This window comes from SAR86 cluster bacterium (assembly GCA_029268615.1).
GTDB lineage: Bacteria > Pseudomonadota > Gammaproteobacteria > Magnimaribacterales > Magnimaribacteraceae > JAQWNM01.
The window spans coordinates 120,787-136,741 of the sequence record JAQWNM010000009.1; the positions used below are offsets into that span (position 1 = coordinate 120,787).

At 35.8% G+C, this 15,955-nt stretch carries 14 protein-coding genes; 3 read left to right on the forward strand and 11 right to left on the reverse strand.

What is annotated here, in order from left to right; all coding sequences use genetic code 11:
• Position 1: 1 nt before the first annotated feature.
• The 8 genes from P8J93_04300 to P8J93_04335 all read right to left on the reverse strand — a co-directional run bounded on the left by P8J93_04300 (position 2) and on the right by P8J93_04335 (position 9,531).
• Positions 2–1,168, reverse strand: a complete 1,167-nt coding sequence (locus P8J93_04300; GenBank protein ID MDG2061023.1) for an acyl-CoA/acyl-ACP dehydrogenase — start codon at positions 1,166–1,168, stop codon at positions 2–4.
• A 2-nt stretch (positions 1,169–1,170) separates the two neighbouring features.
• Complete coding sequence (locus P8J93_04305) at positions 1,171–1,872, reverse strand: SDR family NAD(P)-dependent oxidoreductase (protein MDG2061024.1); 702 nt, start codon at positions 1,870–1,872, stop codon at positions 1,171–1,173.
• Between the two features lie 35 nt (positions 1,873–1,907).
• A complete protein-coding gene (locus P8J93_04310) occupies positions 1,908–2,702 on the reverse strand; it encodes an enoyl-CoA hydratase/isomerase family protein (GenBank protein MDG2061025.1) in 795 nt (264 codons plus the stop codon).
• Positions 2,703–2,730: 28 nt separating this feature from the next.
• Positions 2,731–5,052, reverse strand: coding sequence for a TonB-dependent receptor (locus P8J93_04315; protein ID MDG2061026.1), 2,322 nt, complete (start codon positions 5,050–5,052; stop codon positions 2,731–2,733).
• A gap of 100 nt (positions 5,053–5,152) precedes the next feature.
• Complete coding sequence (locus P8J93_04320; protein MDG2061027.1) at positions 5,153–6,760, reverse strand: AMP-binding protein; 1,608 nt, start codon at positions 6,758–6,760, stop codon at positions 5,153–5,155.
• Between the two features lie 9 nt (positions 6,761–6,769).
• Positions 6,770–7,057, reverse strand: coding sequence for a DUF1330 domain-containing protein (locus P8J93_04325; protein ID MDG2061028.1), 288 nt, complete (start codon positions 7,055–7,057; stop codon positions 6,770–6,772).
• Between the two features lies 1 nt (position 7,058).
• Complete coding sequence (locus P8J93_04330; GenBank protein MDG2061029.1) at positions 7,059–8,729, reverse strand: FAD-binding protein; 1,671 nt, start codon at positions 8,727–8,729, stop codon at positions 7,059–7,061.
• Between the two features lie 25 nt (positions 8,730–8,754).
• On the reverse strand, positions 8,755–9,531 hold the full coding sequence (locus tag P8J93_04335; protein MDG2061030.1) for an SDR family oxidoreductase: 777 nt from the start codon (positions 9,529–9,531) through the stop codon (positions 8,755–8,757).
• Positions 9,532–9,664: 133 nt separating this feature from the next.
• On the opposite strand from P8J93_04335, the gene P8J93_04340 reads away from it, so the two are divergent.
• Genes P8J93_04340 through P8J93_04350 form a run of 3 tightly spaced genes read left to right on the forward strand, consistent with a single transcriptional unit; the run spans position 9,665 to position 11,815 of the window.
• A complete protein-coding gene (locus P8J93_04340) occupies positions 9,665–10,453 on the forward strand; it encodes an SDR family oxidoreductase (protein MDG2061031.1) in 789 nt (262 codons plus the stop codon).
• 16 nt (positions 10,454–10,469) lie between these two features.
• Complete coding sequence (locus tag P8J93_04345; GenBank protein MDG2061032.1) at positions 10,470–10,898, forward strand: nuclear transport factor 2 family protein; 429 nt, start codon at positions 10,470–10,472, stop codon at positions 10,896–10,898.
• Between the two features lie 17 nt (positions 10,899–10,915).
• A complete protein-coding gene (locus P8J93_04350; GenBank protein MDG2061033.1) occupies positions 10,916–11,815 on the forward strand; it encodes a TIGR03619 family F420-dependent LLM class oxidoreductase in 900 nt (299 codons plus the stop codon).
• A 139-nt stretch (positions 11,816–11,954) separates the two neighbouring features.
• On the opposite strand, the gene P8J93_04355 is transcribed toward P8J93_04350, so the two are convergent.
• The 3 genes from P8J93_04355 to P8J93_04365 form a co-directional block, all read right to left on the reverse strand.
• Positions 11,955–13,550 (reverse strand): FAD-binding protein, encoded by a 1,596-nt coding sequence (locus P8J93_04355; protein ID MDG2061034.1) that lies wholly within the window; start codon positions 13,548–13,550, stop codon positions 11,955–11,957.
• A gap of 22 nt (positions 13,551–13,572) precedes the next feature.
• Entirely contained in the window at positions 13,573–15,285 is a 1,713-nt protein-coding gene (locus P8J93_04360; protein MDG2061035.1) for an FAD-dependent oxidoreductase, read from the reverse strand.
• A gap of 16 nt (positions 15,286–15,301) precedes the next feature.
• Positions 15,302–15,955: 3-ketosteroid-9-alpha-hydroxylase (locus tag P8J93_04365; GenBank protein MDG2061036.1), on the reverse strand; the 654-nt coding region annotated here is incomplete at its 5' end.

Below are 15,955 nucleotides of genomic sequence, written 5' to 3' on the forward strand. Positions count from 1 at the left end.
ATTATTTTCTTGGCAACTTTAGCCTATTGGCTATATTATTTTTTTGGATTGCCGAAGAACCGCCTATAATTGGCATTGCTAACATGTCCCTTACATATCTTTCCATATCAAAATCACGAACATATCCGTAAGCTCCTAGAACCTTTTGACATGTAAGTACTATATCTAATGCTGTTTCTGTGACGAATAGTTTGGCCATAGACATTTGTACTGTGCCGTCTTCTTCCTGATCGGCTAACCATGCTCCTTGATAAGTCATTAGTTTACAGGCTTCTAGGTTAGTTTTTACTTCTGAAAGCATATGTCGTACTGATTGATTATGACAAATAGGTCTACCAAATTGAATTCTCTCTTGGGAGTATTGCCAAGCGTCTTCTACAGCTGCTCTAGCAATGCCTAAAGCCAAAGCTGCAACTTCAATCTTTTCAACCTCTAGACCTGAACTTATTATTTTACTCCAGCCATTATTCCAACCCTCCTCTCCACCAAATATATTTTCTTTAGGGACTCTGACATTATCAAAAGTTACATCACATGTTCCGCCTACCCCTTTTTGTCCTAAAGTTTTTTGTGGTTCTATGGTGATACCGTCTATCGATGGAGGGATAAGAATTATAGAAAGATTTTTATGTCTTTCTTCTTCGGGTCCTGTTCTTACAATTGTATAAATATAATCCGTTATCAATGCACCTGAACACCATCTTTTAGATCCGTTGATTACAACTTCATCACCTTCAATTTTTGCAGTAGTTCTCACACTTGCTACATCACCACCTACATCTGGTTCACTAATTCCGTAAGAAAAAAGTAATTCTCCAGAAGCTACTTTAGGTAATAAATCAGATTTCTGCTTTTTACTTCCTGATTCCACTATATTAAGTCCTGCATAACACGCACAAAAGATAAATCCAGAAGCCATACCTATGCTCCTAGTAGCTAACTCTTCTATAGTAGCTATAGTTGCCAACATATCTCTTCCATTGCCACCATACTCCTCTGGCACAGTTAAAGTGGTTACACCAAGATCAACAAGTTTTTTAAAAACATCTCTAGGGAAATAGTCATCTTGATCCCATTGATTAACCTTATCTCTAGGCATTTCTTTATCAATAAATTGTCTCAAAGTTGATCTAAGCATCACAACATGTTCTGGCTCTTTAAATTGCATTGTTACTCAATAGCTCCTAAGTTTGTGTGAAGAATAGTTCCGTTGACGACCGGATTTTGAGCACAAAAAAGAATTGCACTGGCTATCTCGCTCGGCTCTATTAATCTCTTTTCACTTGTGTCCTGAGCCATCCCTTCTAATGCCTCCTCGCTTCCACCTACATAATCTCTCAACATCTCAGTATTAGTAGAGCCAGGACAAACACAAGCTGAATGTATAAATTTACCATCTAAGTCTTTAGTGGTGCTTTTCATAAGACCTACCATTGCATGTTTTGAAGTTACATACGAACTCATCTGAGGAACTGCCTTAGTAGCAAGAGAAGACCCAACATATACTATAGAAGAACCCTTATTCATTAAAGGAATTAGCAAAGTATTTAAAATAACAGGTGAAATTAGATTTATTTCTAAAATATTCCTAAAAGAATTGGCTTCAATAGACTCTACATTATCTCCTGTCATTAAACAGGCATTATGGACTAAACTAATCTGATTCATGCCTTTGCAAGATGATAATAAATCTTCAGAGATCTCTTTTTCCCAGTTTTTTTGACTTAAATCTACCTTTATATTGTGAACTGAGTCTAAACTTGATTGGGATCTAGATAAATTAATTATTTTATAATCAGATTTATAAAATAATTTTGAAGTTGCAAGCCCTATCCCTCTACTTCCACCTGTTATAACTAACGCCTTATTCATAGAAAAAAAGAGAGGGCATTCTTAAATAATTTTAATTATTTCTGTATAAACTTAGGTTTTTCTTTTTTAGAAAAAGCTTCAAGTGCAATCTTATGATCTTCCATAAGTTGTGTGACATTTTCAAAGGCAGCAGATCTATCAATTATTGAATTCGCCATAACTTTCAACCCTGCGTTTATAGAAGTCTTAGTCCACCTTATAGCATACTTTGCCCCGTCTCTGAGTTGTTCAGCTAAAGCTTGAACAGAGTCATCAATCTCCTCTTCTGACACAACCTCAGTGATTAAACCCATATCACATGCTGCTTCTGCTTTTATTTGCTCTCCAGTTAATAAGTATTTTCTTGCTCTTGCATAGCCTATTAATTGAGGCCAAATTACACAACCTCCATCTCCTGCTACCAGACCAACATTAACGTGAGGATCTGCAAATTTAGAGCGAGGAGTTGCATAAATAAAATCACAAAATAGTGCTAGAGAACATCCTAAGCCTATTGCAGGTCCATTAACTTTAGCAATAATTGGTTTCTCCATATCGAGCATGGTATTTTGTATCTTTCTATCATGAGCAATTGTATAGGAGGTCGCTAGTGGGTCTCCATGTACCCTTAAAAGCCATTTTAAATCCCCTCCAGCGCAGAATGCTTTTCCTGCTCCTGTTAAGATAATAATATCAACTTCATCATCAAATTCTGCATCTATAAAGATGGTAGAGAAATCCATATGCATATCTTCGCTTACAGCATTCAAGTCATCTGGTCTATTAATCGTTATAGTTAAAATACCATCTTTTTTATCAATTTTTAAATCCTTATATTTTGAGTAATCCATAACTTATTCCTTGATTTTTGATGTAAGATTAAAAGTTCAATCTAAGAGAAACTCCATATTCTCTAGGTCTAGTATAGGCAGCTTCTGCATGGCCAAAAGAGGATATGTTAGAAGTTCCACCTTCTATAACTCTTTCATCACTAAGATTGGTTCCAAAAAGAGCTACTTCCCAATTTGATGAGGATTCATATGATATTCTGGCATTAACCATTTCATTTTCTTCTATTAACAATTGAGATGTATTCTGAATATCAGCAAAACTCTCGTCCTGATTACTATAATCTAATCTAAAAGTAGTCATACCATTTAACAGGGGTGCTGAATATATCAAGCTCAGGGCTGAAGTATTTTCAGGAGAATTTGCCTGCTGCGTATTTAAAGTAATTTCAGGCGAGGTACCAGGATATAAATTTGTAATCTCAAAATCAGTATTACCAAAAGAAGCCCTTAAGGAAAGATTTTCAGTAACTACTGCTTCAAGCTCTAATTCATAACCATCTATTTCTGCTTCAGCTGCATTACCTACTAGAAGTTCTAAGGTTCCTGTAGCTTCATTAAATCTATTTACAGAAAATTGAAGATCTTTGTAGTCACTTGAATAAAAAGCACCATTTACCCTCAATCTTCTATCAAATAATTCAGATTTAAAACCAATTTCTGTACTTTCAACATATTCTGGGCCAAAAGGAGCTGCAGTAAAGCCTCCTACAGGTCTTGGATTAAAGCCTCCACTCTTAAAACCTTCAGAAAAGGAAACATATGCCATTAAATCTTCAGTAACTTGATAATCAATCGCAAACATGGAAGTTGTTTCTTTCCAGCGTGCTACATTGGTTACCGCCTTAAGAATATAAGTTTTACTAGCTTCCTTATATTGATTTCCAAAAACAGTTTTCTCTTCGTCTGTAGTTCTTACTCCAGCAGTAAGATTTAACTTATCTGTTACAGCATAGGTAAGTTGAGAATAAAAAGCTGTGCTTTCAACATCCACCACATTTGTTACGTCAATTGCAATATCTAAGGCAACATTTATTGGATTTCCTTTACATCCAGGCGCTATCCAAGGGGGAGCGCAAGGAGTACCAGCTAACTGTCCAGGAAATGTCTCAAGAACTTGGTACATGCCAGGGCCTTGGAAGACATCATTATGATCATAGTAAGACTCATCAAAATAGAAAGCACCTGCTATCCAAGAAAGATTTCCATTTTGTCCACTAAACTGGAACTCTTGACTAGTTTGATCCTGATCTTGCTTATCAAAAGTTGAGGAGAAATTAACACCTGCTATATCACCATCACGACCAAATTGAGCTTCCATATCTCTTCTTGATGTTATAGATTTAAAAGTTGACCATCCTAAATCGCTTTCTATAGTGAGGTTCATGCCACTAACTTTTAGTTCGTTAGGAAAGGTTCCTGCATAAGTCTTATCTGGATCTCCAGTAATCATATCAGGTAATAGTAATTGACCAGTAGGAATCCCTACTAGACCTAGCCATAATCCACCCAAGCCTGCTCCAGCTCCAGGATTAAGATAAATTAGACCATTAACTGATTGATCATCCTTACGATCAGTATTGTCCATAGTAAAGTCTACAGAAGTATCATCTGTTGCTTGCCATGAAAAAGCGGCTCTAAATGAAGTTGAATCTTTTCCTCCTAAATCACTTGCTTTCTTCTTGGTAGCATAATTAATTGCCTCACCCCATGCTCCTCCATCTTGAATAGAAAGTGAAAATTGAGCTGAAAATCCTGGAGATAATGCCATATCATATGAACCCTTAATATCTCTTCGTGAATTGGTTCCCAAAGTTACATCAATATACCCAGCATCTTCTCCAGTTGGTTTTTTTGAGATTAAGTTTATTGCACCACCTATGGTATTCTTTCCAAAAAGAGTTCCTTGAGGTCCGCGGAGAATTTCTACTCTCTCTAAATCTACTAACTCCATAGCTGCTCCCACTGCCCTTCCAAAGTAAACTCCATCTAAATATATGCCAACAGCAGGATCTAAATGCGGAAGAAATTCCGTTTGACCTAAACCTCTTATATTAATTGCTGCACTATAATTACCAGCTCCAGCAAAACCATTTGTTCCAATGCTAACATTAGGAGCAAAGCCACTTAAATCAACTAAATTAGTTAGCCCCTTGGCCTCTAGTTCATTTCCAGTAAACGCTGTTACCGCTACTGGCGTATCTTGCAAGTTTTCTTGTTTTTTTCTAGCGGTTACAACTATCTCTTCTAAAGCTCCGCTAGCATTTTCTGCTGCGAACAATAGAGTTGGAGAGCTAAAAAAACTAATAGTATAAATTAAAAATACTTTAGTAACTTTATTTAAATTAATCATTGAAATTTCCCCTTATTTACGTTTGTTAAAATATATAGTACACAAAATTTGTCTATTACAAAACAGAAAGTTTCGATATTATTTCAACTCTGACTACTAACTATAAATTCAATTCTTTTGAATATTTATCTTGCAACTTGTATTTCTGAATTTTGCCTGAAGGTGTTACTGGAAAAGCGTCAATAAAAAAAATATATTTTGGAATTTTCCACCTTGATATTCTCTCCTTACACCATATTTGTAGTTCTTCTTCAGTCTTCAATATAGCATCATCGCGTCTTATGCATGCACACACTTCTTCTCCATACTTTTCATCCTTTAAACCAAATACAGCCACTTCAAGAACGCCGATATGTTCTAGAAGATAATTTTCTATTTCTGCAGGATATAAATTTTCTCCTCCCCTAATTATCATTTCTTTTGCTCGACCTACTATATTAATATAGCCTCCTTTATTCATCGTAGCTAAATCGCCTGTGGCGAACCAGCCTTCTGAATCAACTCCACTTTCTCCTTCTGGGAGATTTCCGTAACCAACCATTAAACCTGGTCCTCTATAATGCAGTTCACCTTTCTCTTCGAGAGGAACTATTACTTTATCTTTATCTAATATTCTAAGGGATACTCCAGGCATAGCGCGACCAGCAATTGCCTTTAACTCCGGTGGATCTTCAGGAAGGGCTGTTGCTGTTACGCCACAAGTTTCAGTTTGACCATAACCATTAATCATATCTACACCAAAAACTCTTTCACATTTCTTTAATAGCTCAATTGGAGGGTTAGCTCCTCCTACGATGATAAATTTAAACTTAGAAAAGTCTCTATCTTTTATAGACGGGTCCTCCATCATGGCTACAAGCATAGTTGGAACTCCAATAAATACAGAGCATCCTTCCTTTTCAATAATGTCCAAAGTAGCTGAAGCCTTAAATATATATAAAGGTAAAGATACTGCTCCAGAAACTGCCGCTCCTAGAGTCATGCAAGCAGATCCACCGATATGAAATAAAGGAAAACCGTGGCATACCTTATGACCTTCTCCTATCTGCCATCGCTTATGGCTATTCTTTGCTGTTGTAACCAACGCCGAATGAGGCATCTGAGCTGCCTTAGGGTTCCCAGTTGTGCCAGAAGTATATTGGATCATAAAAATATCTTTAGAATTTACATTAGGAAGAACCCGGGAACTGCGTTTCCCAGATTCTTCTAATTCCGATAATCCCAAAGAGAAAGAATATACCCCTCTTAGAGATTTAACTAGCTCTTTAACTTCATTAATTTGAGATATAACTGGATTGGCCCCTATCTGATCAGCATGAATTATTGCTACTGCTTCTGAAGAATTAAGGGTATATTCAAGCTCTAATTTTTTATAGAGCGGATTTAATGTTATAAGTTTTAAACCTGCCTTGGCTAAACCATATTCTGCAAGTATCCACTCCGGATGATTAGGTCCCCAAATAGCAATAGCTTCACCAGAAATATATCCAGCCTCTAAAAAACCTTTTGCTATATTCGTTGTTCTATCATTTAGCTCCTCATAAGTCATCCTAATATCGCCTATTTCAGGTTGAAAGGAATATACTAAAGCTTCTTTATCTGGCCATTTTCTAGCAGATTCAATTAACATATCTCCAATAGTTAAAACTGAGGGCTCTACAGGATCATCTGCTATCCATTCTGAAATCTTTACTTTAGAAACTGTCACTGAATCTCCCTAGACCCCTTCAAAGATATAAAAATCAGTATTTCCAGCGTTTTTTCTGAGTTCCATAAGCGGCTTATACTGCGGGTCATCATACCAGTTTTCCGCAGACTCTAAATCAGGAAATTCTAATAAAACATAAGCAGCGGGTTGCTCCTGTCCTTCTCTCATTTGCGGGCTATTCCCTACAGCTAAATATTTACCGCCCTTACTTTCAATTAATTTTAAGACTTCCGGACGATATTCTTTTAACCACTTCCATTCATTATGATACATAACACCAAACGCATATCCTTTCATACTAATTTCCTGATATATTTAAACCTGCTCTTCGACCTGAAAAAATACCGTCAGCTATTGAAAGACCGCTCACATAAATATTACAACAAATTCCAATAGCAGTTCGCCCTCCTGCATAAAGACCCTTTATATCTTTTCCGTCATTATTTTTTACATTCCCTGTCTCTTCATTAATCACTAACCCTCCTAAGGTTATAACAGGACAAGGGACATATGGACTATCAACTGAAATATCGATTGCATAAAAGGGCCCTTCTTCTATAGGGACGCAGTCTTTTTGTGCCTTACCATATTGGTCTTCTGACCCTTCTGAGATATCTGAATTATATCTTTGAACTTGATCTATTAAAATAGAGGGCTCCATATTTGCCTTTTTAGCAAGCTCTTCTAATGTTTTAGCTTTTTTTGATCCAAAAAGCATTCCTAATAGTGCTGGGTTTCTTTGAAAAGCTAATACTTTTCCTGGCATTATTTGCTTCCATGACTCCTTCCATAATTTTTTGTCTAAAATAACATATCCTTTGCCTTCATTATCTTCACACATTGCTTTTCCAAGATTAGCTCCATAAACCATTTCATTGGTATATCGTTGACCCTCTTTATTGACTATAACTCCCCGAGACCATGAAACTGGAGGATTAATATTTCTCCAGGCAGATCCCAAATCCATTCTATCTACAGCACCTTGAACTGATTGGCCCAACCTTATGCCTGAACCATCATCTCCTGTCGTGCCCAAAGGATATCCTGCAGAATACTTTGGAGCATAATGCTCAAGCATAGGTCTGTTGAAAACAAACCCTCCACAAGTAAGCACAACCCCTTTGCGAGCTTTAATGAATTTTAGATCTCTTCCATTTTCTTCTAAATTTCGAGCCAATCTTCTATAATAATTTGCCAAAGGAGTAACATACAAATGAAGAGCTGTTGCTCTTGTAGAGTACTTTAGATGTTTCTTTGCAATCTGCTCACTCTGAAATTTATAAACCTGCACCCCTATAACTTCATTATTATCATTATTAATTAAACCTACAACCTCCGATTGGATTTGTATAATTACTCCATTCCTTAAAGCAGAATCTCTTAATGGATTGAAGATAGTCACTCCATGACCTGTAGCTAACTTACTTTCTACATAACCTCTATGACCCCTAGCTGCCGGTTTTGCATTTTTGATATATTCAGGAACAAGAGAATTATCAGAATGGTATAAGAAATATCCAGGAGGCGGGTAAGAAGTTTTCTGTTTATACACAGAGCCTTGAAACTTAACATTATGTTTTATGAGCCAATCAGTATTAGCCCTACTATCGTCGCAGAACTTTCTTAAAGTCGAATCTTTTACTACATCTTGTACTTCCATTTTGAGATAGTTATACATATTTTCTGGAGTATCTTCTTCACCAGCTTCTTCCTGGATAGAAGTTCCTCCACCAGCATAAAAAACTCCTCCACTTGCGGCAGTTGCTCCTCCTTCATGGAACCGATCTAATAATATAACCTTCTTTGCATGCTCAGAAGCTTCTAAAGCTGCACTTATTCCAGCACCACCCGCTCCAACTACTATTACATCCGTCTCTGCTTCCCAATCTACTGGATTTATCGAATGATTAATAGGAGATACAACATTTGAGAACCAATGTTGATCTCCAGGTTTGATTTGATTTTCCATACTCACGACTCCATATAATAAGAAACTAAAAGGTAACTTCTCCACCATTTACATCTAAACCCGATCCAGTTATAACCTTTGACAAATCTGAAGCAAAGAATAAAGCAGCGTTAGCACAATCTGTATCTTCAGGAATTATTCCTAATGGTATATTTGCAGTTATTCCTGAGATCACCTCTTCTTCAGATATATTATTATCTAACGCAGATTGCTTAACAAAACCTTTTACAGCTGGGCCCCACATCCACCCCATATAGAGAGAATTTACTCGGATCTTATATGGTCCTAATTCAACTGCTAAAGAATTTGCTAAACCTCTTAAAGCAGCTTTAGCAGTAGCATAATCTGAGTGATTAATAAGAGGCTTTCTTACCACCATACTATTTATCATTACTATAGAACCACCACCGTTTTCTTTCATTGGACCAATAACTTGCTTTGAAGTATGTAAAGCTCCATAAAGCATAATATTTATTGCCTCTTTCCATTTTTCTAGATCAGAATTTTCTAGAGGTGACATGTCATAACCACCGAAGGCATTATTAATAAGAGCATCAACACTCCCAAATGCATCAATAGTCTTATCAACAAAATTTTGTGTTTGTGATGGATCAGTTATATCTGTTTTTACAGCTATAACCTCTGATCCTAAATCGCGTATCTCTGCAGAAAGCTCGTCTAAATATTCTTGTGTTCTACAAGATATGGAAACCTTAGCTCCATGTTTTGCAGCACCTAATGCCATTTTTTTACCTAAGCCTGGCCCTACTCCAGAAATCATTATTACTTTGTCTTTTAACATAAACTTTCTCATTAAGAAGATTAATTATAATAATTAAATTAAAATTAAAAATTACGAAACCAATAGTATCGCAATAATTAAAAAATGTGTATATTGAGATAGAAATTACTTTATAAAAAATTGGAGAAGAATAATGGATTCAATAGATGATATTACTCAAAGAAAAGCTTTTCCTGAAGGAAAAGCACTAGTGATTGGCGGAAGTGGAGGAATTGGTGAATCTATCTGCGAAAACTTTGCAGCTAATAAAGTTCCAATAATATTCACTTATCATAATAACTTAAAAGCTGCCCAAAAATTAGAAAGAAAAATTAGTTCCTTTGGTGTTTCTGTAGAATATGAAAAACTATCTTTGACAGACAGGATAGGTGTGGAAAATTTCTTTCAAACGATTGAAAAATCTGGTGAGAGAATTCATAGCATTGTTAATGCAACTGGAGCTGATATAAGGATGCGCTGGATAAATGAATTAAGTTACGAAGAGTGGGATGAAGTGATGAATAATGATATGAATGGTTTTTTTAATCTTTTAAAAAGCAGCTTACCCTTAATGAAAAAAAATGGAGGCTCATATACCACTATAAGTTCAATAGGGTTATCACGCTGGCCTACTAAGGATGTATTATCTGTAGCTCCTAAAGCCGCTATAGATGCCTTAATTAATGGTATCGCAAAAGAAGAAGGGAGAAATGGTATCAGAGCTAATAGTATCCAACTAGGCATAATAGAAGCCGGAATCTTTTTAAGAATTAAAGGAAAAGATTACGATGATCGTTATATTGAGGCAGCTAAAAAAAATACAGCGCTTAAAAGACTTGGTTCAGCTCAAGACGTAGCAGATTCAGTGATCTTTTTGGCATCAAATAGGGCTGACTATATTACAGGTCAAACATTATTTTTAGATGGAGGGTATAGAATTTAATTTATATAAATAAAAAATGACTAAAGAAACTAATCTTACTAATCTCAAAGAAATTGAGAGACTCTCATATCTTTATGCTAGTTTAATTGATAAACAAGAGTTCAATAAACTGCATCTAGTTTTTTCTGACGACGCGATACTGAAAGTACCTGAATATACTTTTGAAGGAGTTGATTCGATAATTGCCTGCATGGAGGCATTAAAAGAATATGATAAAACTCAACATTTTGTTATGAATCAGTTGGTTGATTTAATAGATAAAAACGCCTCTAATGAAGTCTATACATTGGCCTATCACTTTTCTAAAAATGAAGGAGTATTTAATCGACTAGATTGGGGCATTATCTACAGAGATAAGTTAATACAAAATAATGAGGGTTGGAGAATATGCTCGCGTGAACTGGAACTAGTTTGGGAAAAAAACTCTGTGGTTAAATATCAATAAATATTAAAGGTAAAGAAATGAAAGATAAAACTATATCAATTGGACTCTTTGGTCTTGAAAATTTTTATGATGGAAGTCCTAGAGGTTATTTAGAAGTAGCTAAAATAGCCGAAGATAGTGGCATTGATTATATAACAATCACTGATCATGTAGTTATGGGTGAAAGAACAGATCGATATCCTTTTGGTAAATTTCCTGTTCCATTAGAGTATCCATGGTTTGAACCTATATCTATTCTATCTAGTATAGCTGCAGTTACATCAACCATTAAGTTAAGTAATGGAATTTTAATTGGCCCTTTGAGATCAGCAGCTCTTCTAGCAAAACAGAGTGCAACGTTAGATGTGATTTCTAATGGAAGATTTGAACTAGGAATAGGAACTGGATGGCAAAGAGAAGAATATGAAGCGTCTGGCCTAAATTTTGACCAGAGACTAGATGACTTAGATGATCAATTAGGAGCTTTTAAAGAATTATGGGCCTCTAGTCCAGCTAATTTTAAAGGAAAACACCTCACCTTCAAGAATATATACTCTATCCCTTATCCATTGCAGAAAGAAGGAATCCCTATATGGTTTGGAATGATGGCTAACGAAGAGAATGCAGATCGTATAGCTCAACATGGAGTTGGGTGGGTCCCTATTCAAGCTAAGCCTGATTTTATAAGATCTGGTAAAGAAATTTTACAAAAAGGGTTTGAACGAGCAGGAAGAAAAACTGAAGAGCTAAGAATAAGAGGACAACTTCAAATGGGATTTAATGAGGAGAGAAAGCCATGCATAGATAGAACACTTGAAAATCTTGAGGCAGGCTTAGAAGCAGGAATCACTGACTTAGAAATATTTCCTAGTGGTTTTATTCAAAGTAAAGATGACCTACCTGGTTTCTTTAAAAAATTAGTTGATATTAAAAATTAAAAACAATCTTGATTGTTTCTTTATTTAAAGTAAAATACTTATGAAACTATGAGTTTCGTTTTTATTTTTTTAAAAATATTAACTTATCATAAAAGAAGGATATTGCAGATCCCCAAATCTTGCGGTATCCTTTTTTTTATTAAACGCAATCCTTCAAAGAAGATAAAGTATTTCCAGCTATAAATGAAAAGGTGAGAGCGGGTCCTATTGTTCCACCACCTCCTCCATAACTTGTTCCTGGAGATCCAACTCCAGAACAATTCCCAGAGGCGCATAGCCTTTGAATAGGAACTTCATTTACATCTAAAACTTCTGATAATTTATTCACTCGAGGTCCACCACATGTTCCTATATGAGCAGGAGCTATTTCAGCGCCATAGAAAGGAGGGAGATCAAGTGGTTGAAGAGCTAAACTTGTATCTGCAATACCCATCCTGTCATAATGAGTTTCTCCTCTATGGAAATCAGGATCTACTCCTAGAACGGCATTTTTATTAAAATTAGAAATAGTTGATTTTAAGTTATTTGGATCTATGCCTAATTTATTGGCTAGTCCTTCTATGGTAGAAGATTGAGAAAACCAATTAGGTAATGGCTGATCAGCTTTTTTTCCAGCTAAAGTTCCATTTGTTCTATCTTTGTGATCATATATTTGAAAAGCTGGTATGTTCTTATATTTTAAAGCTCCCCAATTTTCCTTTGCATGAAATGAACGCCATGATGAATCATAATCTGCCTTCTCATTTGCAAACCTTTTACCATAACGGTTTACTAAAATACAACTAGGATTATATTTTTTTTCTGTCACTGCGTTCAAAGCTCCTGGTATATCAGCTTCTGCTTTATAAACTACACTTCCCCATACCTCATTCATATTTCTTAAATCAGCTCCTAGCTTCATTGCCATCTTTATACCATCTCCTGTATTAGTTTTAACTCCTACACCATAAGATGGAACTGATAAAAAGTTTTTATTCATTTCGACATCATGATCAAATCCACCACTTGCCAAATGAACTCCTTTTTTTGTTTTTAAATTAAATATTTTACCTTTTGAAAGATATGACACTCCTAAAACTTCTCTAGAACCATCTTCTTTTTCTCTACTAATTAATTGTTGCGCTGGTGCTTCTAAAATAATTTTTCCACCTAAATTATAAAAAGCCTCTAATAAAAAAGAAATTAAATGTCCTCCTAAATGGACTCCCATGGGCGCATTAGTATCTGGTTCTATACTTCTACCTTTGAGAACACTCCCCTCCCAGTCAGTATGATACTCAGAAGCTTCTCCCATAATCTTTGAAACTCTCCATTTCAAAGAGGTATTATCTTCAAGGAATTTAATCATTCTAGGACCTTCTTGAGCAAATGCTTCTATTAATTCTTGATCGGCTTGCCCTTGAGAAAGTTGATTTAGATATGTCAAAGTTTTTACTCTGGAATCACTAAACCCTTCTCTTTCCATGACATGATTATTTGGAATCCATGCAACTCCTCCAGAAATAGCAGTTGTACCTCCGGGCGAAGCAGCCTTCTCCAAGACTACAACTCTTAAGCCCTTTTTTAATGAAGTTATAGCCCCTACCAAACCTGTTCCTGCCCCTATAACGGCAATATCAGTTTCATCATGCCAAGTTATATTATCTTCTTCATCCTTTTGTTCCTTTAAACCTAAAAGTAAACCTGTTCCTGCCAGTCCTAAAAACGTCTTTAAAAAAAATTCTCTTCTTTTCATAAACAACCCTCAAATATAAAAACTAATCTCTGTTGGTCCCTGACATATGTTTTCCAGCTATATAGCCATATGTCATTGCAGGACCAAGAGTTGCGCCCGCTCCTGGATATGTAGTTAATAGAGCCGCAGAACTATTTCCAGTGGCGTATAAACCTTTGATCACTTCATCATGTGTATCTAAAACTTGACCATTTTCATTTATTGCCATTCCTCCACAAGTTGCAAATTCTCCAGGATCTATCCTCATTGCATAATAAGGAGCTTTATCAACAGGCCCTAAACATGGGTTAACAAAAGAAGGATCACCTGCGAACCTATCTCTTTCATTATCACCTCTTTGGAAATCTAAATCTTTTCCTTCTTTAGAGTATTGATTAACTTTATTGATTGTTGTTTGAAGACCTTCTTTATCTATGCCTGTTTTTATGGCTAACTCTTCTATAGTATTTGCTGATGTCAAAAAATCTTCTTTGAACCAACTTTTGTGGACTAATTTCACAATAAAATCAGGGAAAAACTTACCTGGCATTAATGGTCCTACGGGATATTTACTTCGATGATTGGCATCGAAAATCATGTACATTGGTGCGCAAGACTCTCCTTCTTTTTCTTTTTTGAGAACTTCTAACATGAAAGTTAAATAGTTTTGAGATTCATTTGCAAACCTTAGACCAGATTTATTTACCGTATAATTTCCTGGTAATGATTTTTCTACTTCACTTAAACGAGGGAAATCTTCATCTGGAGCTTTAACTGTTGTGACCCACCAAGCTTTATCCATAAATTTTAATTTTGCACCTATTGCTTCTGCTGCTTTTATAGGTTCTCCAGTATTTGTAGATGGTTCACAACCCCAATCTTTGTTGGTTGGTTTTGGAAGATACTCTTCCCTCATATCTTGGTTTTGACCAAATCCTCCAGAAGCTATCATTACACCTCTAGAAGTTTTTATTCTAATTAGATTACCATCTTTCTTTACAACAGCCCCTACTACTCTTTTTTCTTCAACTACAAACTCAATAAACTCCGTAGATCTCCATAATTCTATTTTTCTTTTTTTCAAAGACGTGACTAACCTTGTAATTGAAGCAGACCCAAAACATAACTTTCTTGATCTTTTTCTTCTAATTCTCCATCTAAGATCTAACCAATAGGTTAGAAAAGTTTTCATAAAAAGTAAGAGCCATCCAGGTGATTGTAAGGAAATTGAATGAGATTCATTGAAATCAACGCCATATCTCCCAAAGACTATAGTTTGAGGACCTGAAGGGTGAAGGTTATCAACATCATCGCCTAAAGTTTCTGCTGAAACTGGTAAAGGCTCCAAGGATCTATAGCCTTGTTTTACTCCTGGGGCATCCTGGAAATAATCTGGATAATGTTCAATAGCAGTATATTTAACATCTGTATGCTCTTCTAAGAACTTAACCATCTTAGGGCCTTGACTTAGATAAGCGTCTATCATGGGTTCATTGAACTCATCTTCTGGAATGGTTGCTTTGAGATATTCTTTAGCTTCAGCTGCCGAATCTTCTATGCCTAATTCACTAGCAAGATGATTGTCTGGTATCCAGATGACTCCACCAGAAGTAGCACTTGTTCCTCCAATAAGATTACCTTTTTCTATGACCAGAACTTCACTAGCCCCTGAAATCTTGGCTGTTAATGCAGAAGTTAATCCTCCACAACCAGAGCCTACTACTAGAACATCTATACTTTTATCGAAATCTTCCAATTTTTTAATCTAAAAATTATACTTCGTACTCAGCTCGTTTCATTAATTTTTTAGGTACCTGGTCTCTATCCAAATAAAACTGGTTATACCACTCTCTTAATTTATGGAGTGGTCCATCTCCATCGCACAACAATGGATTATCCACTCGATATTTATTATGCCAAATATCTACGTCTTGTTTGAAAGCTAACTGAGTCATCTCCGTGTACTCACTAATGACGTCTTCATTTTCCTTATCACTTAATGTAGGAATCTTTTTGACCATAACTCCATGACGTAATAAAAAACTATCATTATCTATAGGAACATGGCTCACTAGCTGAATAGAACTATGAGTGAACCCCATAGATTCATTGTCTATTTTACTGATCATGTAAGCAGGTCCATAATAAGTAGAGTTAGCAATCATTTTCCCACCTTCTCCGAATTCTGATTCAGAGCCATTAATGCAATGTTGAACCTGAGTGAGTTTATGTCCTTCTAGGATATTGCTAAAAAAGCTTAAAGTCTCCATTTTATGCACATAGACAAAATGCGCTTTATCCGCCATATTATCTACCAACTCTCTGCAGTTAATATTAATGACATTTTCTTCAATGACCCAATCCGACCAATCATCTGAAAAGCATTCTTCCTCTCTAGGAACAATTTCATCTGGATTAGGCGGAAG

Coding starts and splice junctions, on each gene's coding strand:
- P8J93_04300 (MDG2061023.1), bottom strand. CDS start 1,168: ATGCAATTTAAAGAGCCAGAACATGTTGTGATGCTTAGATCAACTTTG.
- P8J93_04305 (MDG2061024.1), bottom strand. CDS start 1,872: ATGAATAAGGCGTTAGTTATAACAGGTGGAAGTAGAGGGATAGGGCTT.
- P8J93_04310 (MDG2061025.1), bottom strand. CDS start 2,702: ATGGATTACTCAAAATATAAGGATTTAAAAATTGATAAAAAAGATGGT.
- P8J93_04315 (MDG2061026.1), bottom strand. CDS start 5,052: ATGATTAATTTAAATAAAGTTACTAAAGTATTTTTAATTTATACTATT.
- P8J93_04325 (MDG2061028.1), bottom strand. CDS start 7,057: ATGAAAGGATATGCGTTTGGTGTTATGTATCATAATGAATGGAAGTGG.
- P8J93_04330 (MDG2061029.1), bottom strand. CDS start 8,729: ATGGAAAATCAAATCAAACCTGGAGATCAACATTGGTTCTCAAATGTT.
- P8J93_04335 (MDG2061030.1), bottom strand. CDS start 9,531: ATGTTAAAAGACAAAGTAATAATGATTTCTGGAGTAGGGCCAGGCTTA.
- P8J93_04340 (MDG2061031.1), top strand. CDS start 9,665: ATGGATTCAATAGATGATATTACTCAAAGAAAAGCTTTTCCTGAAGGA.
- P8J93_04345 (MDG2061032.1), top strand. CDS start 10,470: ATGACTAAAGAAACTAATCTTACTAATCTCAAAGAAATTGAGAGACTC.
- P8J93_04350 (MDG2061033.1), top strand. CDS start 10,916: ATGAAAGATAAAACTATATCAATTGGACTCTTTGGTCTTGAAAATTTT.
- P8J93_04355 (MDG2061034.1), bottom strand. CDS start 13,550: ATGAAAAGAAGAGAATTTTTTTTAAAGACGTTTTTAGGACTGGCAGGA.